This window comes from Nitrospirota bacterium, from assembly GCA_016194305.1.
Classification (GTDB): Bacteria; Nitrospirota; Nitrospiria; order JACQBW01; family JACQBW01; genus JACQBW01.
In genome coordinates this window covers 23047-43204 of sequence record JACQBW010000034.1, presented here as the reverse complement: position 1 = coordinate 43204, position 20158 = coordinate 23047, and the positions used below count along the sequence as shown (strand labels likewise).

General features: G+C 46.4%; 20 protein-coding genes. 12 read left to right on the top strand and 8 right to left on the bottom strand.

The genetic code is table 11. The annotated features are described in order from the left end of the window. A partial coding sequence (locus HY200_10405; GenBank protein MBI3595355.1) for a dihydrofolate reductase occupies nt 1-534 on the top strand: 534 nt, incomplete at its 5' end. Nucleotides 535-1054: 520 nt separating this feature from the next. Here HY200_10405 and HY200_10400 read toward each other — a convergent pair. Genes HY200_10400 through HY200_10390 form a run of 3 tightly spaced genes read right to left on the bottom strand, consistent with a single transcriptional unit; the run spans nt 1055 to nt 5235 of the window. Further along, nucleotides 1055-3196: a DUF3488 domain-containing protein gene (locus tag HY200_10400; protein MBI3595354.1), complete on the bottom strand. Its 2142-nt coding sequence runs from the start codon at nt 3194-3196 to the stop codon at nt 1055-1057. After that, on the bottom strand, nt 3193-4296 hold the full coding sequence (locus HY200_10395) for a DUF58 domain-containing protein (GenBank protein MBI3595353.1): 1104 nt from the start codon (nt 4294-4296) through the stop codon (nt 3193-3195). Before HY200_10395 ends, HY200_10400 begins: the two co-directional genes overlap by 4 nt. A gap of 3 nt (nt 4297-4299) precedes the next feature. Further along, nucleotides 4300-5235 carry a MoxR family ATPase gene (locus HY200_10390; protein ID MBI3595352.1) on the bottom strand — a complete coding sequence of 312 codons (936 nt, stop codon included), beginning with the start codon at nt 5233-5235 and terminating at the stop codon, nt 4300-4302. 106 nt (nt 5236-5341) lie between these two features. Between HY200_10390 and HY200_10385 the strand changes: the two genes are divergently transcribed. Next, nucleotides 5342-5962, top strand: a complete 621-nt coding sequence (locus tag HY200_10385; GenBank protein ID MBI3595351.1) for a dephospho-CoA kinase — start codon at nt 5342-5344, stop codon at nt 5960-5962. On the opposite strand, the gene HY200_10380 is transcribed toward HY200_10385, so the two are convergent. Further along, a complete protein-coding gene (locus HY200_10380; protein MBI3595350.1) occupies nt 5952-6533 on the bottom strand; it encodes a GGDEF domain-containing protein in 582 nt (193 codons plus the stop codon). The genes HY200_10385 and HY200_10380 overlap by 11 nt on opposite strands. A 262-nt stretch (nt 6534-6795) precedes the next feature. Between HY200_10380 and galU the strand changes: the two genes are divergently transcribed. Genes galU through HY200_10350 form a run of 6 tightly spaced genes read left to right on the top strand, consistent with a single transcriptional unit; the run spans nt 6796 to nt 13515 of the window. Beyond that, nucleotides 6796-7680, top strand: a complete 885-nt coding sequence (gene galU / locus HY200_10375) for a UTP--glucose-1-phosphate uridylyltransferase GalU (protein ID MBI3595349.1) — start codon at nt 6796-6798, stop codon at nt 7678-7680. Nucleotides 7681-7699: 19 nt separating this feature from the next. Further along, the gene (gene lon / locus HY200_10370) at nt 7700-10105 is read left to right on the top strand and encodes an endopeptidase La (GenBank protein ID MBI3595348.1); all 2406 of its coding nucleotides are present in this window, start codon (nt 7700-7702) and stop codon (nt 10103-10105) included. After that, nucleotides 10098-11123: a thiamine-phosphate kinase gene (thiL, locus tag HY200_10365; GenBank protein MBI3595347.1), complete on the top strand. Its 1026-nt coding sequence runs from the start codon at nt 10098-10100 to the stop codon at nt 11121-11123. The genes lon and thiL overlap by 8 nt, the downstream gene beginning before the upstream one ends. Then, entirely contained in the window at nt 11120-11572 is a 453-nt protein-coding gene (locus tag HY200_10360; protein MBI3595346.1) for a DUF2062 domain-containing protein, read from the top strand. Before thiL ends, HY200_10360 begins: the two co-directional genes overlap by 4 nt. 52 nt (nt 11573-11624) lie before the next feature. Next, on the top strand, nt 11625-12293 hold the full coding sequence (locus HY200_10355) for an OmpA family protein (GenBank protein ID MBI3595345.1): 669 nt from the start codon (nt 11625-11627) through the stop codon (nt 12291-12293). Further along, nucleotides 12253-13515: an MFS transporter gene (locus HY200_10350; protein ID MBI3595344.1), complete on the top strand. Its 1263-nt coding sequence runs from the start codon at nt 12253-12255 to the stop codon at nt 13513-13515. The genes HY200_10355 and HY200_10350 overlap by 41 nt, the downstream gene beginning before the upstream one ends. A gap of 13 nt (nt 13516-13528) precedes the next feature. On the opposite strand, the gene HY200_10345 is transcribed toward HY200_10350, so the two are convergent. After that, nucleotides 13529-14182: a hypothetical protein gene (locus HY200_10345; protein MBI3595343.1), complete on the bottom strand. Its 654-nt coding sequence runs from the start codon at nt 14180-14182 to the stop codon at nt 13529-13531. Nucleotides 14183-14415: 233 nt separating this feature from the next. Here HY200_10345 and HY200_10340 point away from each other — a divergent pair, with 233 nt between their 5' ends. Continuing rightward, entirely contained in the window at nt 14416-15204 is a 789-nt protein-coding gene (locus HY200_10340) for a prolipoprotein diacylglyceryl transferase (GenBank protein ID MBI3595342.1), read from the top strand. Then, the gene (locus HY200_10335; GenBank protein ID MBI3595341.1) at nt 15201-16349 is read left to right on the top strand and encodes a regulator; all 1149 of its coding nucleotides are present in this window, start codon (nt 15201-15203) and stop codon (nt 16347-16349) included. Before HY200_10340 ends, HY200_10335 begins: the two co-directional genes overlap by 4 nt. On the opposite strand, the gene HY200_10330 is transcribed toward HY200_10335, so the two are convergent. Next, nucleotides 16324-17235 (bottom strand): EamA family transporter, encoded by a 912-nt coding sequence (locus HY200_10330; protein ID MBI3595340.1) that lies wholly within the window; start codon nt 17233-17235, stop codon nt 16324-16326. The genes HY200_10335 and HY200_10330 overlap by 26 nt on opposite strands. Nucleotides 17236-17369: 134 nt before the next feature. Next, nucleotides 17370-17702: a metal-binding protein SmbP gene (locus tag HY200_10325; protein MBI3595339.1), complete on the bottom strand. Its 333-nt coding sequence runs from the start codon at nt 17700-17702 to the stop codon at nt 17370-17372. A gap of 185 nt (nt 17703-17887) precedes the next feature. Between HY200_10325 and HY200_10320 the strand changes: the two genes are divergently transcribed. Beyond that, nucleotides 17888-18211 (top strand): tetratricopeptide repeat protein, encoded by a 324-nt coding sequence (locus HY200_10320; protein MBI3595338.1) that lies wholly within the window; start codon nt 17888-17890, stop codon nt 18209-18211. Nucleotides 18212-18278: 67 nt separating this feature from the next. Beyond that, nucleotides 18279-18668 (top strand): PilZ domain-containing protein, encoded by a 390-nt coding sequence (locus HY200_10315; GenBank protein MBI3595337.1) that lies wholly within the window; start codon nt 18279-18281, stop codon nt 18666-18668. Nucleotides 18669-18847: 179 nt separating this feature from the next. On the opposite strand, the gene HY200_10310 is transcribed toward HY200_10315, so the two are convergent. Next, nucleotides 18848-20158, bottom strand: a complete 1311-nt coding sequence (locus tag HY200_10310; protein ID MBI3595336.1) for a DUF2130 domain-containing protein — start codon at nt 20156-20158, stop codon at nt 18848-18850.

The following is a 20158-nucleotide window of genomic DNA, read 5'->3' as shown; positions in this document are numbered from 1 at the left end:
GGTTGGTTTTTCCCTACGAAGGTATTCAACGATATGCATGGGAATGGCGGCGGCACGACCGGTGTGGACAACCAATTTGGCGAAAGATCCTTCCAGAACATGGGAGCCTGGATATTGGGCCGGAACATGTTCGGTCCCATTCGTGGCCCCTGGCCGGACGAAAGCTGGAAAGGATGGTGGGGAACTAACCCGCCCTATCATGTTCCGACCTTCGTATTGACCCACCACACCCGTCCGCCCCTGGAAATGGAAGGTGGGACCCGATTTATCTTCGTGACCGATGGGATCCAATCGGCCCTCCAGCAGGCCCGAAAAGCCGCGGGCAATAAGGATGTTAGGATAGGCGGTGGCGTCTCCACCATCCGGCAGTATTTACAGGCCGGCTTGATCGATGAGATGCACCTGGCCTTGATGCCCGTTCTGATGGGAAAGGGTGAGAATCTTTTTTCCGGTCTCGATCTAAATGCCTTGGGTTTCAAGTGCATTGAGCGCGTTGCTGCCGAGCAGGCAACCCACGTTGTCCTGAAAAAATAGGAAAAATGGTCCGACCTTCATTTTATTTCGGGCAAAAAACCCGCCGATTCGGTAACTATTCCAGTTTGGTTTAAAAAAAGCTAAGTTGATTTTGAAATACTTTTGAAATACCTTGAAGAGATAAGAAAGAAGGAGAAATCCCTCTTAACTCTTTCACAAATATAGAATCTGATGCTCTGTTCCTTATATTACTTCGCTAACATTTATTTATGAGTCAACGGGTGTGTATTACCAAAAGTAATCGTATATCGGTAGAAATGGTCCAAGGTTGTGGATATCTGGAAGTAGTCTAAGCCATGAGGTCACCAATAAATCAAATATCTGTTGTTTCAACCACATTCGTTCAGGATGACCTGCGGAATCGACTTTGGTCCCTGCGACGTCTTTCGAGGAAATGACTCCCTCTTATTATGCTGAATACCCTTCTCGCGCCCTATCGCGCTTTGTTTTTGCTATCTTTAATATTATAAGATTGGTTTATTCTTCAGATGAGAGGTCATCCATTAAGTAGGGTGTGCCCTTAATTCCGGGAAGGAGTTGAAAATTCGCGGAGGGTCTTCAGGAGGTCTTCGGAACGCTTTCTTTCTTCTTGAGAAAGATCTTTCTCACCGAAACGATTCTGGTAATAGAGTTCGGTAAGTCGTTCTGCTCCCGGATAAAACGGATCTCCGATCAGGTGAAGTGTTTCTTCTGATTCAGCCAAAAATTCATGAGGTGTTTGCTGGGGTTTCTTGTTCAGATGATACCGGGAGAGAATCTGAAGTAATTTAAGGTAATAAGTTACTGCCTCATTCTCCTCTTTTTCAGCAAACGGCCTTCCAAACCCATTCGGATAAAGCTTTTTGATTCCGAAGTATATGAGAACCGCTCCTGAAATGATCAAAATCAACACGGCCGCGCTTTTCTGGTATCGGGAAGGATTTTCGGATAATCGATGGATCTTCTCTTTCAAATAGCCCGCATAGAATGTTCCCTTTTTTTGAAGAACCGTCCCCACCTCCATTTGATCCTGAATGGAATAATGGACCACATAGCGATCCCACTTGAGTCGGAGTGCGTCAAACATTTGATCCACCGGAAAAAGGCTCTTCTTCAGCTGGGCGGTTAATGTAAGATTCAACGGGGAGTTTCTTCCTTCGGGCGTCGGATCAAAGGTAATCCATCCGCTGTTCGGAAAGTAGACTTCCACCCAGGCATGGGCGTCGCTCTGGCGCACTTTGAAATAGTTGCCGTAAGGATTCCACTCTTCAGGAGAATATCCCGTGGCCAAACGGGATGGAATTCCCAAGCTTCTCATCATAAGGACCATGGCCGTTGCAAAATGCTCACAGTATCCCTTTTTCTGATGGAAAAGGAAATCCTCCATCGGCGAATATTCTTTTGACGGGGACACGTTCAGTGAATAAGTATAGTTATTTTTTAAATATTGCTGCACTGCCGATGCTTTTTCCAGGAGAGTCGAGGTCCCTTCCGAAGCATGCCGGGCGAGATCTTCCAGCTTCTCCGGATGCGGAAAGGGGTATTCGACATAGGTCTGTCCGCCGGACTGGAGAGGAATCTGTGCGACTTTCGCCTCCCGATCCTGCCTGGAAATGACCGGAAGCGAAGAAATAATTTTATAAGCAAGGCGGTTTCCCGGGTTAATCTGCATGGTCAGATTTCCCATTTGATCCTGATTGAAAGAACGGAACCCGCCTTCCAAACGGACAGGCTGGGAGAGGGCAAAGATGGCTAACGTATCCATGGGTTCGACCACATATTCCTGTGTGATGATCGATTCGGATTTCAAAGGCGCGGGAATCTCTTCATCCGCAGAAAGATTTTTCTGAACATGAAGGGTATTTTTCCACCCCTTTCCATCATAGACATTAAAGGAAGTCCCTTTAATATAGATCTTAAAAGGGGCCGACGACATGGAAACCCGCATGACTGTCGTTGAATCCAGTTTAATCGGCGCCAGGCTTCCAAAGTCGGCCTTTTCAGAAAAACCGCTGGTACGAATTTCCTCCCCTTCTTTCTTCTGAAAAAATCCTGCTCCCATTCTGGGAATCATGAAAAAGATCATCAGCGTGAAGACAAATGAAATGACGCCGACGCCAAGTGTCGTCACGACGAGAGGAAAAGTGACCACTTCTTCTGACTCGAACGTTTCGGGGAAATGAATATTGTCCTGAAATCCGGATATCTGGTTACGATACTCGATATCGGCTTTCATCTGGTAAAGTATCATTCCCCAGGTTGCCATCATGAGGTAGACAAGAAGTGAAACCGCAAACGAAATCTGGATACTCATGGCAGAAGCAGCCAGAACCTGAAGAAAACTGACGACAAAGAGCTGAATATAGTCTTTCGAGCGTTTCAACGTGAAGAGTTTTATGATCAGCAGAAGATTCAAGAAATGCGTGCTGGCCATCAAGAGACCGCGGGACCAATAAATCCAGTCTCCCAAAAAGAAAAATGCCGCGCCAAAAATCACTCCGTTGACCAGGCTTTTGTTCACTTTTAGCGACTTATATTTCAGATTGAGTACAAAACTGGTTACGATCAGAGTCACAATCAAAAGAGAAAAGATCAACGGAAGCTCGTGGGTCTGAATCAAGGCTTGAAAACTGGCCAGCGCCATCAGGTGTACTGAGAGAATAAAAGAGGTTCTGAACTTCATTCCCCGCTCCAGTAGACAAGACGATCAATTTCGTCAGGCTGAAAAATCTTTACGTCGTTTTTGAAATTGAATTGGTTTTGGCTCAAAGGAGAGATCAGTAAGACCGGGATTTCTGTTGGATGAGTCGATCGAGGCAGTGGACCTGACTGATGTACTGCTTTTAGAGAGGCCAGTAAGGTTAAAATCTCCTTCAAATGGGCCGCTCCCATGCCCAGAGGAAGAACCGTCTCATCGGTAAAGAACGCAAGTTGATACCCTTCTTTCAAATAAAACGAAACATAAGAGGCGGCCAGCTCGATCCCTTTTTCAAATCGAATCAAATCATCATTTGACGGGGGAATCGGAGCGCTGTTCGATATTCCGATTGAAATTTTCTTTTCTTTTTCCTCTTCGTACTCTCTGACAATCAGTTTTTGTTTCCGGGCCGAGGTCTTCCAATGGATGGAACGGGCATCTTCTCCATGATGGTAGGGCCGAAATTGATAAAGAGAGATCCCCTGCCCTTTCCGGGTCGAAAAATGAGATCCCACCAGGGTTTCTCTTTCGTTTAGGCTTGAAACTTTGAAAATTCTCGGAAAAACGACAATCTCTGAACCGGGGGATTCTTCCTCTTTTCTGATCTTCGTAAATATTCCAAACGGGAATCGTGTTGCAAATGAAACCCCCTGGAGCGGGTAGACACCGCGCTTTTCAAAAGTAATTCGGCTGGAGCGTTTCTGCGATGTCGCCGGTGGAAGCTTGAAAAAATATTTATCTTTAATCGACCCTTCCGAATATTTTTCAAGCGAGTCTTCAATAAGCAGAGAAAATGCCGGGATAATTTTCTTGTCGTTAAATACCGTCAGGATCATATTGACGGGCTGACCGGCATAGATCGCAGATGGCAATTCCCGGCCGTAGCGGAGCCGATATAAAGAAGTGTCCGATAACACCCCTGAAATGACCATGAGACTCAGCATCATGGCTAAAATAAGATAGAGAAGATTGTTGCCGGTATTGACGGCGGCGATACCGACTGCCATCATCATCAGAATAAAACGGACACCTAATGAAGTGACAATCAGAGATTTTGATTTGATCGAAAGTTTAAGAACCCTCATCGGCTATAAAGGAACGGGGATCTCTTTGAGAAGCGTTAAAATAGGATGAATTTCCAGGCCCCGTCCTTTAATTGATTTCTCGGGATGAACAATCACCCGATGTGAGAAGACGAGCGGGACCAGCCGTTTGACGTCATCCGGAGTTCCATACTCTCTTCCTTCTACAAATGCCAGAGCCTGAACCGACCGGAAGAGGAAGGCGGTCCCCCGCGTACTCACCCCTAATTCAAATAGATCAGAGGTCCTGCTCGCCTCGACAATCGCCAACATGTAGTCGACGACCGGATCTGACACCTTGACTTCCTCAACCCTTTCCTGAAGGTCCAGGATATCTTTTCCGGTCAATACAGGCTTCAATTGATCAATCGCATGGGAGAAGATTCGAGATCTCAGAATTTTTTTCTCATCTTCAACCGAGGGATATCCCATTCTAAGACAGATCATAAATCGGTCCAGCTGGGATTCCGGAAGGGGATAGGTTCCCTGATACTCAATCGGATTCTGGGTCGCAATCACCATAAAGGGTTGCGGAAGCGGAATCGTCCGGTTTTCGATGGAAACTTTGGCTTCGCTCATGGCTTCGAGAAGAGCACTTTGTGTCTTCGGCGTCGTTCGATTGATTTCATCCGCAAGAATGATGTTTGAAAAGACTGGTCCGGGCATAAATTGAAACCTCTGTTTTATCTGGTCGTAAACCGAAACCCCGAGTATATCGGATGGGAGAAGATCGCTGGTAAATTGTATCCGCTTAAACGAACAGTCCGTTGAACGGGAAATCGATTGGGCCAAGGTCGTTTTCCCGACGCCGGGAACATCTTCGATTAAAAGATGGCCTTTTGCCAGAAGGGTGACGATAGCCATTTTAACAATTTCCCCCTTACCGGTAATGATTTTTTCAATATTCGATTTCAGCAGGGTAATTCTTGGATCTGAACTCATAGGGGCCTCGATGATATAAATAGTTGATTTTTCAATACAAATTGTATAATTTTGGACCGCTGACTTATTTTATAAAGTGTATCAAAGGCTTAAGGAACCGTCAAATATGGGAATTTTGAAAATTGGCCTTACGGGAGGTATCGCTGCAGGAAAAAGCAGAATAGCCAAGATGTTTAAAGCCTTGGGAACCGAGCTTATCGACGCCGATTTGATCGCACGGCAAGTAACCGAAATCGGGACACCGGCTTACAAAAAAATGGTCCGCGCCTTCGGTCCTTCCTGTTTAAACAAAAAAGGAGAAATTGACCGGAAAAAAATGGGGAAAATTGTGTTTGAAAACCCTGAAAAAAGAAAAATTCTGAACACCATCGTTCATCCAGAAATCTTCAAAAAGGAGAGAGTAATTGAAAGACAAATTAAAAGAAAAAACCGGAACGCCGTGATCGTATATGATAGTCCGCTCTTAATTGAAACCGGCTCATTCGTAAAGATGGATGCCGTGGTTTTGGTCCATGTGAAGCGAGAAATCCAGATTAGCCGGCTAATCAAACGAAATCACCTGACACGGGACGAAAGTGTCAAAAGAGTTCGGGCACAATTCTCTCACTCGCAAAAAAGGAAATACGCAGATTACCTTATCAAAGGTGATGAGGGCAGGGAATCAACCCGGAAAAGAGTTCATAAGATCTTCCGTGAAATACTCGAGGAATTTCGACCTAATCGCTAAACCGACCAAAACATCTGCACCTGCCATCGGTTTTAGACTGATAAAGGGCACCATCTGTTCTTTCCAGAAATGAGGTCAGCGTATCACCTGATTCATAGGATGCGACGCCGATACTGACCGTTTGATTAAACGACAGCTTGCCTCTTTGAAGAGGCGCCTGGCTAAACTCTTCCACCAGTCTCTGTGCTACGATCATCGCTCCTTTAAAATCGGTATGCGGAAGAACTGCCAGAAATTCGTCCCCGCCATATCGCCCAAGGTAGTCTTCTTGCCGAAGGGCTTCTTTCATCCTTGAAGAAGAAGCTCTTAATACAAAATCACCCTGGATATGCCCGTGAGAATCATTAATCTTTTTAAAATGGTCCAAATCGATCAAGAGAAGCGAAAGTGGATATTTATGTCTGAAAACCCTTCTAAATTCACTTTCCAGCGAGGCAATGATTCCTTTTCGATTCAATATTTTAGTCAAATCGTCATAAGTGGCCAATTCGACAAGTCGGGGAAGCTGGCAGCGATCTTTACATTCCAGACCGAGATCTTTTCCTTCAAGAGATTTGTTGACCAAAGTCATCCTCCTCCAATTATTGAGATAATAAAAACATTAACAATAGATTAATATATTGTTTCGCCCTGTTAGGCTTTTGAAAAGATAACCGAGGAATTGTAATCTGTCAAGGAATCGGTCCCCAAAAAGCGAATAAGTTGACTTTCAAGGTTTATCTCTTATATGATGGCCGAAAACGATCATTTTACCGTACTTCCATGAAATTTCCAGATTAGCCCGTATTCTGTAGCGGCCATTTCTGAACCCGTTCTTTGCTATTTAGATCATGATGAAAAGAGAAAAATCCGAGCACCCGTTACGCAAAGCGATTATTCCAGCCGCGGGTCTGGGAACCCGATTCCTTCCTGCTACCAAAGCCTCTCCCAAAGAGATGCTCGCTCTCGTTGACAAGCCCCTTATTCAATATGTGGTCGAAGAAGCGGTTGCATCCGGCATTACCGAAATCATCATTGTCACAGGAAGAGGTAAACGGGCCATCGAAGATCATTTCGATATCTCTTTCGAACTGGAAGAAAATCTGAAATCGAAAGGGAAAAAGGAGGCCCTTGAAAACCTCAGAAAGATCTCGAATTCTGCAAAATTTTGTTATGTCCGTCAGCCGGAAGCCCTCGGACTCGGCCATGCCATATTATGCGCGGCCCATTTAATTGGAAACGAACCCTTTGCCGTCCTCCTGGGAGATGATATTATCGATTCCGTCAAGCCGACTCTCCTTTCGATGATCGAAATTTATCATCGGTATCATGCCCCCGTCATCGGCGTACACCGGGTCCCCAGGAATCAAATCCATCAATATGGGGTAATCTCCGGAGCGCTTCAGGCAAAAGGGATATATAAGATTTCAGACCTGGTCGAGAAACCGACTGCCGATGAAGCTCCCTCTGATTTTGCCATTATCGGAAGATATATTTTGACTCCGGAAATATTGACCATTCTTGAAAAGACGAAGCCGGGTAAAAATGGGGAGATTCAACTGACCGATGGTTTAAAGGCATACACGCGCGAAAATGCTTCCTACGCTTATGAGATCGAAGGGAAAAGGCATGACGCAGGTGACAAACTCGGCCTTTTAAAGGCCACGGTTGAATTTGGCCTAAAAAATTCTGAATTTGGAAAAGCATTTAAAGAATATTTAAAGTCACTGAAATTATAAACCATAAAAGGATCACACATTGTCGACCTCAGCTGAAAATGAAGCTTCCCAGATAGAAATCCCAAATCTTCTTCCCCTGCTCCCGATCCGGGACATCGTCGTTTTCCCTTACATGGTCCTACCTCTCTTTGTGGGGAGAGATCTCTCCATCAAGGCGATTGAACATGCCCTCGGGTCGAATAAACTGGTCCTCCTGGTCGCGCAAAAGTCGCTTGAAATTGAAAATCCGGGTCCACAAGATATGTTTACGGTTGGAACCATCGGTATGGTGATGAGGATGTTGAAACTTCCGGACGGCCGGATCAAGATTCTGGTTCAGGGCATCTCGAAGGCAAAGGTCCTGGAGTATACGGAAACATCTCCGTTTTTCACCGTCAAAATTGAAAAGATTCCCGAAACAAAACAGGAAAAACTTCCATTGGAAGTGGAGGCTTTGATGAGGACGGTGAAGGAACAACTTGAAAAGATAATCAATTTTGGAAGAATTGTGGTTCCCGACATTATGGTCATTCTCGAAAACATCGAAGACCCGGGACGTCTTGCTGATATGATCGCCTCCAATTTGGGCTTGAAAGTCGATGTCGCCCAGGAAATCCTGGAAATGATTGATCCAGTCGCACGGCTCCGCAAAGTGAGCGAAGTCCTTGCCAAGGAAATCGATGTTCTTTCCATGCAGCAAAAAATTCAGGCCGAAGCCAAAGGGGAAATGGACAAGACCCAGCGGGAGTATTACTTAAGGGAACAGGTCAAGGCGATTCAAAAGGAACTCGGAGACCTGGATGAGCGGTCGGAGGAGATTGGCGAATTAAGAAAACGTTTTAAAGAAGCCAAGATGCCGGAAAAAGTGGGAAAAGAGGCGGATAAACAGTTAAAGAGACTGGAAAGAATGCACCCAGACAGCGCCGAGGCGGCTACCTTAAGAACCTACCTCGAAACCGTCGCAGAACTCCCCTGGAGTAAAAAATCGAAGGATAAACTGAACATCAAACTGGCATCCAAGGTGCTCAATGAGGACCATTTCGATCTGGAAAAGGTCAAAGAAAGAATCCTGGAGTTTCTGGCCGTCCGAAAAATGAAGGAGAAAATGAAAGGACCGATACTCTGTTTCGCAGGACCTCCCGGAGTCGGAAAAACTTCATTGGGTAAATCGATCGCACGATCCCTCGGTAGAGAATTTGTCCGTATTTCACTCGGCGGAATCCGGGATGAAGCGGAAATCCGCGGACATCGCCGTACGTATGTCGGAGCCCTCCCCGGAAAGATTATTCAGGGAATCAAACAGGCGGGAACGCTCAATCCCGTATTTATGATGGATGAAATAGACAAAATTGGAACAGATTTCAGGGGAGACCCCTCATCTGCCCTTCTGGAAGTGCTTGACCCGGAGCAGAACAATGCGTTCATGGATCACTATCTGGCTGTCCCGTTCGATCTATCAAACGTCATGTTTATTACCACGGCTAATTTAATCCACACCATTCCGGGACCGCTCCGGGACCGAATGGAAGTGATTGAAATCTCCGGCTATACCCTAGAAGAAAAACTGGGTATCGCCATGCAGTATCTGATTCCGAGACAGCTGGAAGCCAATGGAATTACAAAAAAACACGCACAGCTGACTGAAGCGGCTTTAAGAAAAATCATATCCGAACATACCCGGGAAGCCGGCGTCCGTAATCTGGAAAGAGAAATCGCGCAGGTCTTCCGAAAAGTAACCCGGAAAATCGCAGAAGGAAAACCGAAACTTTATTCGATCACGCCAACCAACCTGAATCAATATCTCGGAATTCCCAAGTACCTCCCCGAAGAAGAAATGAAGAAAGACGAGGTCGGCGTCACGACCGGTCTCGCCTGGACCGAAGTGGGAGGAGATATTATATACGTGGAAGCGACGCTCATGAGAGGAAAAGGGAATCTGATTCTCACCGGCCAGTTAGGAGATGTCATGAAGGAATCGGCCCAGGCCGCTCTGAGCTTTATCCGGTCAAAAAGCAAGGAGCTCGGAATCCATCCGGATATTTTCTCAAAAAACGATATCCATATTCATGTTCCGGCTGGAGCCATTCCCAAAGACGGTCCTTCCGCAGGGATTACAATGGCTTGTTCAATCGCTTCTGCTCTGACCGCAATCCCGGTTCGAAAAGAGGTGGCAATGACCGGCGAAATTACGTTACGCGGAAGAGTCCTGCCCATTGGAGGACTCAAAGAAAAAATTCTGGCCGCAAAAGCGGCCGGCATCAAAACCATCCTTTTGCCGAAAAGGAACGAAAAAGACCTGGAGGAAATTCCAAAACATATTCAAAAGGATCTGAAACTGATTTTTGTCGAAACCACTGAGGAAGTCCTCCAGCACGCGTTAAAACGTCAGATTCAAACCTCTCATCATGTTCCCCGGAAGCGTCTTCCTGTATCCGCCAATGCCTGAGGAGCTGGTTTCAAAGTGGGGAGAGAGAAAACTACTCAAATCGATATTTAAGAGATTTTTCCGTGCCTGCCCGAACCTCAAAGTGGGAATGGGCGATGATGCCGCAATAATACAGCCTCGTCCCGGGAGGAATCTTGTATTCACCACAGATACGCTGATTGAAAAAATTGACTTTGATTTCGATTATACGACGTTTGAACAGGCCGGCCACAAGGCCATGGCGGCCAATTTAAGTGATATCGCGGCAATGGGGGCCTTCCCCAGGTATTTCCTGCTTTCCCTGGCTTTTCCTTCAACCACTTCAGTTTCCAGAATTCTCGGACTGATTCGCGGCGCAGACAGACTTGCAAAACGGAATGGAACCTGCCTGATTGGAGGAGATCTTTCCGAAGCACCGAAGGTCACAATCGGGATTACCCTGATTGGAGAGGTCAGACCGGACCATTCCCTCTTAAGACACGGATCTCATCCAGGCGACACTCTTTTTGTCACAGGTACCCTGGGTGACTCCAAAGCAGGCCTGGAGCTCTTAAGACAATTCGGCACTTCAAATCCGGAACCCTGGCGGAAATCGCTATTTCGCAGACACTTAACCCCTCTGCCCCGGCTAAAGGAAGGACAACTGCTCTCTCAAAAAAAGCTGGCCTCTGCAATGATCGATATTTCCGACGGCTTTTTTATTGATATTCTCAATCTCACCCAGGCCAGCGACGTCGGCGCTGAGATTCATTTAGACAACCTTCCTCTTTCTCCGTCACTCCGGGAATACGGAAAAAGAAGAAAAGTCGATCCCGCCCTGGTTGCCCTTTCAGGCGGAGAAGATTTCGAACTTTTATTTTCGGTTTCACCCCAAAAAATAAAAAACATGAATCAGTTGATACAATCTGGTAAAATCGGGGCACGGTCGGTCGGAAAAATAACTCGAAAGAAGGGGATCCGTTATCTCGATCGGGAAGGAAATCTTTTAAAACTTAAAGACATGGGATTTGAACATTTCATATCAACTTCGAAATCATGATTGCCAAAGTCAAAATTAAAATAAAGGAACTTCTTCATCTTAATGACTCCCCCCGAAAAATAGCGCTTGCGTTTGCCGTCGGCGTGTTTATTGCCTTTTCTCCAATATTGGGTTTTCATACGATTATGGTTCTGTTATCAGCCTGGCTCTTTCGTTTGAATCCGGTCGCCCTTTTTGCCGGCGCATTTGTCAATAATCCCTGGACTTTCGCCCCCTTGTATGGCCTTTGTCTCTGGTTCGGCATCTATTTATACGGAGGGTCTGCCGTTTTACCCCAGGTCTCCTGGGAACATTTGACTCTTTTGCGATTTATTGAAAATTTAAAACCTTATATCGGTCCCTTTTTTCTTGGCACCACGATTATCGGACTGATCGTTGCTTTTCTTTCCTATATCTTGTCCTATATCGTCATCAATCGTATTAAGGAGTCGAAAAAAATTGAAATTTAGGATGTCATTGACCCAATCACTTGAACATTATTATCGATAGGAGAACATCGGGATGAAAGGATTCGGAATGAAAGGAATCACACTACTTTTAATCATTGTCTTTACTGCGGGATGCGCAACCGAAGGTGAACATAAACGGGCAGAAAAAGGAGCTCTCTTTGGCGCTTTAGGCGGTGCAGCGGTCGGTGGATTGATCGGAAGCAAAAGTGGAAAGGCCGGCCAAGGGGCTCTCATCGGCGGACTAATCGGAGCCCTGGGTGGAGGACTCATCGGAAACTATATGGATAAACAGGCCGCCGAGCTGGAAAAGGTAGCTGAAACCCAAAGGACCCAGGATGGAATTGTCGTAACGATGAATGATAAAATCCTTTTCGATGTCGGTAAATCGGAACTCAAACCCGAAGCCAAAACATCGCTGACCAAAATATCGGATATTCTTAAAAAATATCCAAAGACAGATATCACTGTCGCAGGGTATACGGACAACACAGGCTCTGCGAGCGTCAACGACAGAATTTCCCAGAATCGGGCTGAAGGGGTAAAGTTTTTTCTCGTCGATAACGGTGTCCGATCAAGCCGCGTCACAGCCAAAGGTTTCGGAAGTGAAAATCCGGTGAGCGATAATAGTACCGCCGAAGGCCGGTCCAAAAACCGGCGGGTGGAACTTCACATTGTTCCCAATGACGATTTGGTCGCAGAAGATCAAAAAGAGCAAAAATAAGAATCAATTTGAACCCTCGTTAACGGTCGTCCCAAATCTGTTGGGTCAGAAAAGGGATGTCTGGCTTATTCTATTTGCCAAGTCGGTCAGAACCTTTTCTTATGGATCTCTGGGAGTCCTTTTCCCTGTTTATCTCAACAATCTTGGAATGGGTTCGAAGGAGATCGGAGCGGCCGTAACGGTAATGCTTTTGTCGAGTGCCGCGCTGACCTTCGCGATCCGGCGTCCCGCTGAATCTTTCGGCCCACGGTCCGTACTCGTTCAACTTTCTCTTCTGATTGTGTTATCGGGAGCATCGTTTCTATCTTCCTCTCACCCCATTCTCGTCGTCGCTGCAGCGATGCTGGGAAGCCTGGCCGTGGGAATCGGAGAGACCGGTCCATTCCTCTCACTGGAACAAGTCCTTCTCGGCCGAGCGGTCTCACGTGACCGGCTAATCGGAGTGATGAGTTATTATAATCTTGCGGGATATGTTTCGGCCGCCCTGGGAGGAGCCCTCGTCGGAACGACCTGGGTTTCTACTCGTTCAGTCTTCGTGATTTTTTTGATAGGCGGTCTGATCCAGGTCTGCACTTACAGATTATTGAATTCCGAAGACAAACTTCTTCCGCGCGTTTTTCATAAAGATGATCATCCTTCCAGGCCGTTGGTAAGACGATTAGCCGCCCTTTTTGCTCTCGACGCCTTCGCAGGCGGTTTTGTGATTCAAAGCCTTATTATTTACTGGTTTTACACCCGATTTCATTTGGATCTCGGTCAGCTCGGCTGGATCTCATTCGGTGCACAGCTTCTTTCAGGCATCTCGTTTCTCATGGCACCCCGAATCGCCGAAAACTTCGGACTGGTCAAGACCATGGTCTTTACCCACCTGATTTCCAATCTGGTTTTGATCGCTTTGGCTTTAAGCCCAACTGCAACCGTCGCTGTTATTTTGCTATTTTCCAGACATCTTCTCTCACAGATGGATGTCCCCACCCGCCAGACATTCTTAATGCTGGTCGTTCAAGATCATGAGCGGGAAAAGGCGGCGGCTCTCACAAATATGAGCCGCACCCTGGCACAGTCCGCAAGTCCCGCGATGACTGGATGGATTGTCCTGACCTTTTCCGCAGGAACGCCTATTCTGCTCGGAGGCGGTTTAAAGATCGTATACGATCTTCTCTTGTATGCCTCGATCAAGACATTGCATCCGGAAAAGGAAGAAACCCGGCAATCAATATGAATTCAAATTATTTTTAAAAGGAGATGGGATATTTAAGCGGCAATTTTTCGATGATTTTGAAATCAAGAATCGGAAAAAGAGACGGAACCGGCCATTGATTCAAACGGCAGTCGTCGGAAACCCGGCCATGCAGATAAAAAATGACCTGATTAATGCCCTTGACCGGAGCGGGCCCCAGGTAAAAACATTTGTCGACTCCGGGTACAATCCCAAGCACCGGTTCAATCAGATGTCGAAAGACAGTTCCTTGAAGCTCCGAGAATCCTTCCGTCCATTCTTCGAGCTGCTCTGCCCAATCCGCATCGGTCGCCGCACCCAATATCGGCAAGAAGAGACATTCCAAAGCGTTTTCACGAAGTGAGGTTTCAGGTACCGCTTCAAAATGGAGATATCCTTTTTTCATTTCTGTTTTGAGAAACTCTACCGGTTTTGTCGAAGCAACCCATTTCCGATACTCTTCAAAAGAAAGGAAGCGATCGGCAGGAAAGAGCTCCACTCTAAAATGCTGGTGAAAAAAATCGGCCAATAATTCCGGCGGATCAAATGAGGTCTGCAAGAATGGACTTTCCCGGGAAGGTCCGAATTGCGGAGAAATCACCATCGCCAGGGAAATCAGATGTCGGGTGTGCGGTGTGATTTTTATTTTTCTTTTAATTCTTTTGACCATGCCCGTTTTCTCCTTCGGGTATCCTAGAGATTTTCTAACAAAACTTCAACTCCTATTGCAAACAAAACCGATTCACCGTAATATATACGAACTTAAAAAATCTTCAGGCTGTTCAAAAAGCTTCAGTTGCTAGGCCGCAGAATCGAGACAACGGAGGCGTACGAGACTGGTACGTTGAGTATGTCGAGATTCGAGAACAAAGCAAATGAGGCTTTTTCAACAGCCTACTTGATATGCTTAATTATCCGAATATTGACCCCATCCTCTTTAGACTTGGCCCGCTCGCATTCCGCTGGTACGGATTCATGTATCTTTTGGGTTTTATCGCCGGCTATCTTTTCCTCTCCAGGCAGATTGAAAACAAAAAACAGCTTTCTCTTTCGAAAGAAGATGTCGGCGATGCCGTCACCTATGCCGCGTTTGGAGTCATTTTGGGTGGAAGACTCGGATACACGCTCTTTTATAATTTTTCATATTACTTCGAACATCCCGCGAGAATTTTTTACGTCTGGGAAGGAGGAATGTCATTTCATGGCGGGTTCCTGGGCACACTGACCGCCATGATTCTTTTTGCAAAGCATAAGAAGATTTCATTTTTTCAGATAGCCGATTACGCGATTCCGGCAATCCCGATCGGTCTCGGTTTAGGGCGGCTAGGCAATTTCATCAACGGAGAGCTTTTTGGCCGAGCCACGGATGTTCCCTGGTGCATGATTTTCCCAATGGGAGGGTCGGTCTGCCGGCACCCCTCTCAACTCTATGAAGCAGCGCTGGAGGGAGTTGTCCTATTTCTAATTTTGCTCATCTTAAATCGGAAGGAACTCCCGCAAGGAGCCTTGTTCTGGTCTTTTATCGCATGGTACGGAACCTTTCGCTTTTTTGTCGAATTCTTTAGAGAACCGGATCCCCAGCTCGGGCTCATTTTGGGTCCATTTTCGATGGGTCAATTTTTAAGTTTTCCCATGGCAGTGCTTGGCTTTGGCATGATCCTGTTTCTGTTGAACAGAAAACCGGCACGATGACGTCACTTATTGAACTGAACGCTTTCCGTATTTTTTTCCTTTTCGCATTCGCAGCGCTTTTCGCCTGTTCCCATAAAGAAAGTGCCTCTCAACCAAACGCCCGGACGGTTGAAAATGTTCAATACCTCCCTTTTGATACTTTTGAAACCGGTTCTGATACCTATGTGCGATCTCTCGCGTTGGACGGACCCTTTCTCTGGGTAGGGACTTCTCTCGGAGCACTGAGAATTCAGCGGACATCGGGCGTGCTTCTCCAGACCTATACTCAAAAAGATGGACTCAAGAGCCCCTATATTTTCACGATTTCAGCTTCGAAAGAAGGATCCAAATGGTTCGGCACCAATGCCGGAGGACTCTCTCGCTTGATGAGTGATGAAAGGTGGCAGACTTATTTACCTCCCGATCTCGCCGATTCCTGGGTTTATCAGATCGCCTATCAAAACGACGGCGTCATGTGGATCGGAACATGGAACGGAGTCTCCCGCTTTGATGGCAAGCGTTTTACCAATTACCGGGTCAAGGATGGGCTGGTCAATCCCTGGGTTTATGCTGTCGCTGTCGATCGAGATCAGTCGATCTGGATGGGAACAGAAGGGGGTGTGAACCGGTTTGACGGAAAACAATGGCAAACCTGGACACATCAAGACGGGCTGGGCGCAGAAAACAGTTCTCATTTAAAACAGGGAGCCGCTCTCCATCATGGATCAGAACAATTGGAAGATATACAGCTCGCCCGTCACAAACATAACCTTGAAACAGTGGATGAAGCAGGAAAAGAAACCTACAATGAAAATTATGTCTTCTCAATGTGGATTGATACGGAAGGAGTGAAATGGTTCGGCACATGGGGAGGAGGACTTTCCCGGTTTGACGGAAAACAATGGAAAAACTACACCACCCGGGAAGGCTTGGCCGGTAACGTTGTTTACGCAATTTCGGCGGACCCGGCAGGCGGTTTCTGGCTCGGAACAAATCATGGAATCTCTCATTTTAACGGCAGGGAATTTTCAAATGCAGAAAAAATGGAAGAACGAATTGATGAAGATATCTATGCGCTGGTCGAAGATTCAGAAGGAACGTTATGGGCCGGACACAAAGGGGGCGTCACACGGTTTCTTCCTAAGAATTTACTGAAACCCTCCTGACCTCATCTTTCCATTGCTGAAGCGTCACAATCCAGGCTCCTGACAGAATCATTCCTCCCCCAACCCATTGGCGCCAGTGGATCGTTTCTCCGAGCAGCAAAGCCGAAAAGAGGATTGCGGATAAGGGAATCAAATTCAAGTAAACCATGGAATGCGCTGATCCGATCTGTTGAAGTCCAATCAACCAAAGAAAAAAAGCCAATACGGTCGCAACAACAACAATATAGCCTAGAGCTGACCATCCGATCAGGATATTCCCGCCCGACGGGGCCTGTTCTTTCCATGCGAGGGGAGCAAGAAAAATGACCCCGGCCCAGGTTAATGCCATGAGTAAAAGGGGGGAATGATGCGACATCGCCTCCTTGCTCAGGATGGTATAAATGGACCAGGAGACCACACCTAAAAAAACAAGAACATCTCCGACCCAGATATTTTTGGAATTTCCGACCGCCTCCGATGGATGAAAAACAACGAAACCCACCCCGAATACCGTCAGAGAGGCGGCAATCCAACCTTTCTGATCCAGGGATTGCCTGCCGAGTATTTTAAGAAGAATCGCCATCAGGATCGGACCAATCCCCATAATCATACCGGCAACCATGGCTGACGTATACTGGAGGCCAAATAAAACAAAAAGAGAATTCGCCAATCCGCTTATACTCATCCAGAGAAGATTTTTCCGATCTCTATAAAGTGCTCCCCACGTAATTTGACTCCGGATCCATAGATAAGGAAAAATAAGCAGAAAGGTTCCGGCGCCCCGGATGAAAAGGACAAAATACGGGTGCCAACTCTGTAGCGCGATTTTTTGAGCGACAATGGACCCTCCCCAAACAATCGAAGCGATCACCAGGCTGGCAATTCCAATGCTTTTGTGACGATTCAAGAAGGCATCCAGAGAATCACGAAGAAAGGGCTATAACGATTTTCGGTCTGTAAAGCCGGGAGTGTTAGCCGGAATGTTCCATATCCATTCCGGCTAACATCCTGAAAGCGAAGAATGAAGTGGGGTAATGAATATTATTTGGTTGCCTCTTTGGCATGAGTGAGTGCGCCCTCTGCATGATGCAAAGCGACATCTAAATGTCCCGCTTTTCCATGTTCAACCGCTTCTCCCTCATGTTTGAGGGCCTCTTTAACATGGTCTTTCGCCGTGCTCTCTTTTTCGCATTCTGTGCCATGTTTTATCATGGCCTCAGCATGTTCAACGAGAACATTGATATGACCTGCTTTTCCGTGATCGACCGCTTGCTGGGCCTCTTTAACCATCTCTCCACAATGACCCTTGGCTTCAGCATGGGCCACTGGAACAATCCAAAATAAAAGAATAGTCCCAAAAACAAATTGTTTCATAACTTCCCCCCTATCCATTAAATTGCGGTTAAATTTCTTTCGAATAAAAGCTAACATACCCACATTTCAAAATCAATCAAAACCCCTCAGGCCATAGATCCTTTTACTTCCATATTGACAACGTAGGGCATCGGCCAGTTATACTATCTGAGGTTCAAGCTATTCATTCTTAGAAAGGTTATAAAATGACCCAGGAAAGCACAAAAAATCTCTTTCGAGAAGCCATGAAATCGTTTCGCGAAAGCCGGCTGGAAGATGCCATTGCCCATCTTGAAAAGGCATTGGTGCAGGAACCAGGGTTTATCGACGGGTTGGAGGCTCTCGGACAATTTTACTTTAAAAACAATCGCCTGGATGACGCCATCCGGGTCACTCAGAAATTTTGTGAGCTTTCACCGGACGCGGTGATGGCCCATACCAATCTTTCTCGCCTTTACCAGAAAAAAGGCCTGATCAAAGAAGCCGAAGACGAACTGGCCAAAGCTCGCCTCCTCTCCTCCAAAAAATAGGTACTGAAGCCCGGCAAAAACCTGGAAATCTGCTATAATTAATAGTTAGTAGATCGGAGGAACCTCTATGAATAATCAGGTTTCTGGACCTCAACCGGACGATATCAGGAAACGGGCACATCCCCGAGTGGCAGTTGATTTAAAAACGGAATTTCAAGTACTTAAGCCGAAACTAAAGAGCGAATTTCTGCCAAAAAGGGTTGAATCGATGGCCAAAACCCTCGGAACCGGCGGTCTTATGTTTACCTCGAATACCCACCTTCCCATCGGGACAAAAGTGGATATGAAGCTCTATTATTATTCGATTACGATAGAATTTGTAGCAGAAGTGGTCTGGACCAAAGAGGAAGAAGGCTTTGGGACAACGGAATATTATTGCGGGTCGCGGTATTCCGCCATTTCCTATGATAATTTGACACATGTAGAGAATATTCTCAAATCTCACCTAACCCACTAACTGGTTGCTGAACCAGCACATCTGCCACGTTCTCGTCTCTCGGAAATCCTCATGTACTGACGATGTACACTCTGGTTTCCTCGCTCCTGCGGCCTGGCCGACCCACAGCCAGAAATTTTATCGTGGAAGTCCTCGGCAGGGGGCATATGAAGCTGTTTGAAAAACCTGTATTGAAATGTTCAGGCGTCGAAGAGATCATCGTCGTTCTGGTCATTCAAGACCAACCGGGGCTCAGAATCCGGTTCATTTTTCATCTCTAATTCGGGAATAGCTTGCATCGAAGCACCCATCAGCCCCTGCAGATTTCCATACATCCCGACGGTATTCGCAATGACTCTTTCAAGCTGTTTCTCGCGCTTTGCCCATCTTTTCGCAAAAAATCTCTTCTCTTCGTTTAAATCTTCCTGCATCGCCACGAAGGCTTCGACAATGGCCTCAACTTTCTGTTTAAATTCCACGCCGGAAAGATATTGGAATAACACTTCCATCTTTTCATTTTTGCCAACCGAGAGGAGTTTGGAGACTGTAACCTGGATCAGCGTGATGCGGATCGCTGTAGCCAGGCCGTGAACCGTATCCATCTTTGTAATCCAGATGTTGTTTCTAAAACCAAAGCGATTCGTCTCTTTCGGCAAAACTTCCGTGACGAGGACCGCAACGTCGGCCTTCATCTCCCGCTGGTCATCTTTGAGCTTCGAAATCCAGCTTTCGCTCCACGCTTTCGTATGTTTCGATTCCCACACAATCACCCCGCAAGGCTGACCATTTGGACTATAGACCTTTTGCAGGAGATCTGCCCCTTTTATCCCCTTGGTCACCGGAACAATATCATCATGTGGAAATGCGCTTTTTAATAATTCTTCCAATTCCAGTTCCAGAACCTCTCCCTGCGTCTGCTGGGAACCCTGCTGGAGTTTTCGACGAAGTTCGTCATTGGCTTTGATGGCATCCTGAAGTTTCTTTTCTTTTTCGGCGTCTTTTAGCGAATGTTCCGCCAAGACGTTTCTGACAGCCTCCTCCTGAATCAGGCTTCGCTCTTCATCGAGTTTTCTGGCTAACTCCAGTTCGAACGACTTCGCTTTTTCTTCCAGATCTCTCTTCTGTTTTCTGATATCCAGTTCGGCGGTCTGGGCCATTCTCAATTTCTGATCTTTCTCCGCCAACTGGGCACTCATATCTTTGATTTGCAATGCCGACTCTTCCCTTACTCTTAATACCGCGTCAGATTGCAGTCGGTCCTTTTCCTGCTTTAACCTGCTTTCAACAAGCAGATCCACATTTTTCTCGGCAATAAGGAGCGCTTTCTCTTTTTCTTTCAGCTCGGTCTCTTTTGCCATAACACGCTTCTGCTGCACGACATTTTCTTCTTTTAATTCCTTCCGGGCCGCCTCGATCAACTGGTGATGCAATGTTTCATTTACCGGAATCAGGTCGCCACACGTCGGGCATTTTATCTGATCCAATAAAAATTTTTCTTTCGAGGGATCCAT

Excerpts from the sequence above, each read along its gene's own strand:
- HY200_10380 (MBI3595350.1), bottom strand. The coding sequence starts at position 6,533 with ATGACTTTGGTCAACAAATCTCTTGAAGGAAAAGATCTCGGTCTGGAA.
- HY200_10355 (MBI3595345.1), top strand. The coding sequence starts at position 11,625 with ATGAAAGGATTCGGAATGAAAGGAATCACACTACTTTTAATCATTGTC.
- HY200_10315 (MBI3595337.1), top strand. The coding sequence starts at position 18,279 with ATGAATAATCAGGTTTCTGGACCTCAACCGGACGATATCAGGAAACGG.
- HY200_10335 (MBI3595341.1), top strand. The coding sequence starts at position 15,201 with ATGACGTCACTTATTGAACTGAACGCTTTCCGTATTTTTTTCCTTTTC.
- HY200_10360 (MBI3595346.1), top strand. The coding sequence starts at position 11,120 with ATGATTGCCAAAGTCAAAATTAAAATAAAGGAACTTCTTCATCTTAAT.
- thiL (MBI3595347.1), top strand. The coding sequence starts at position 10,098 with ATGCCTGAGGAGCTGGTTTCAAAGTGGGGAGAGAGAAAACTACTCAAA.
- HY200_10390 (MBI3595352.1), bottom strand. The coding sequence starts at position 5,235 with ATGAGTTCAGATCCAAGAATTACCCTGCTGAAATCGAATATTGAAAAA.
- HY200_10395 (MBI3595353.1), bottom strand. The coding sequence starts at position 4,296 with ATGAGGGTTCTTAAACTTTCGATCAAATCAAAATCTCTGATTGTCACT.
- HY200_10385 (MBI3595351.1), top strand. The coding sequence starts at position 5,342 with ATGGGAATTTTGAAAATTGGCCTTACGGGAGGTATCGCTGCAGGAAAA.
- HY200_10345 (MBI3595343.1), bottom strand. The coding sequence starts at position 14,182 with ATGGTCAAAAGAATTAAAAGAAAAATAAAAATCACACCGCACACCCGA.
- HY200_10350 (MBI3595344.1), top strand. The coding sequence starts at position 12,253 with ATGACGATTTGGTCGCAGAAGATCAAAAAGAGCAAAAATAAGAATCAA.
- HY200_10320 (MBI3595338.1), top strand. The coding sequence starts at position 17,888 with ATGACCCAGGAAAGCACAAAAAATCTCTTTCGAGAAGCCATGAAATCG.
- HY200_10340 (MBI3595342.1), top strand. The coding sequence starts at position 14,416 with ATGCTTAATTATCCGAATATTGACCCCATCCTCTTTAGACTTGGCCCG.
- HY200_10310 (MBI3595336.1), bottom strand. The coding sequence starts at position 20,158 with ATGGATCCCTCGAAAGAAAAATTTTTATTGGATCAGATAAAATGCCCG.
- galU (MBI3595349.1), top strand. The coding sequence starts at position 6,796 with ATGAAAAGAGAAAAATCCGAGCACCCGTTACGCAAAGCGATTATTCCA.
- HY200_10400 (MBI3595354.1), bottom strand. The coding sequence starts at position 3,196 with ATGAAGTTCAGAACCTCTTTTATTCTCTCAGTACACCTGATGGCGCTG.
- HY200_10325 (MBI3595339.1), bottom strand. The coding sequence starts at position 17,702 with ATGAAACAATTTGTTTTTGGGACTATTCTTTTATTTTGGATTGTTCCA.